The organism is Rhizobium phaseoli, assembly GCF_010668805.1.
In the GTDB taxonomy this organism is placed as follows: domain Bacteria; phylum Pseudomonadota; class Alphaproteobacteria; order Rhizobiales; family Rhizobiaceae; genus Rhizobium; species Rhizobium phaseoli_A.
This window is the reverse complement of sequence record NZ_WUFT01000154.1, coordinates 1-385: the sequence shown is the minus strand read 5'-3', so window position 1 is coordinate 385 and position 385 is coordinate 1. Positions and strand designations below refer to the sequence as shown.

Sequence of the window (385 nt, the reverse complement as noted above, 5' to 3'; positions counted from 1 at the left end):
GTGATCGGTATCAGCACATTCATGACATTGCTAGAGGGCGTTTGCGGGACACCGTTGCCGCTTTGCCGTGCCGACACATCGACGCCGATACCCGAACCGCTTCCAGAAATACACATCTGACCGGGCATCGAACACCCAACAGCCTGCGCATGCGCACTGCGACCAAGCAACCCCAATGCCGTCACCACGGCAACAACGAACAGAAGGCGCTTCAAGCACCAAAGCCCAACACGACCGCACCAGCGCAGAGCAGGCCCAAAAACGCTGCGAAGTACATCCATAGCATCACCCACCTCTCGAAAGTAAAAAGGCCTCGCTCATCGATGAACGAGGCCCGAGACAGCGCGTACCGCTTAGCTGCCGAAGAAGCCGACCACCTTCTTGC

Annotated in this window: 1 protein-coding gene; it reads right to left on the bottom strand. The window is 57.9% G+C overall.

The genetic code is table 11. From position 1 onward, the window contains the following. Nucleotides 1-281: hypothetical protein (locus tag GR197_RS32195; protein ID WP_204330548.1), on the bottom strand; the 281-nt coding region annotated here is incomplete at its 3' end. Nucleotides 282-385 lie beyond the last annotated feature (104 nt).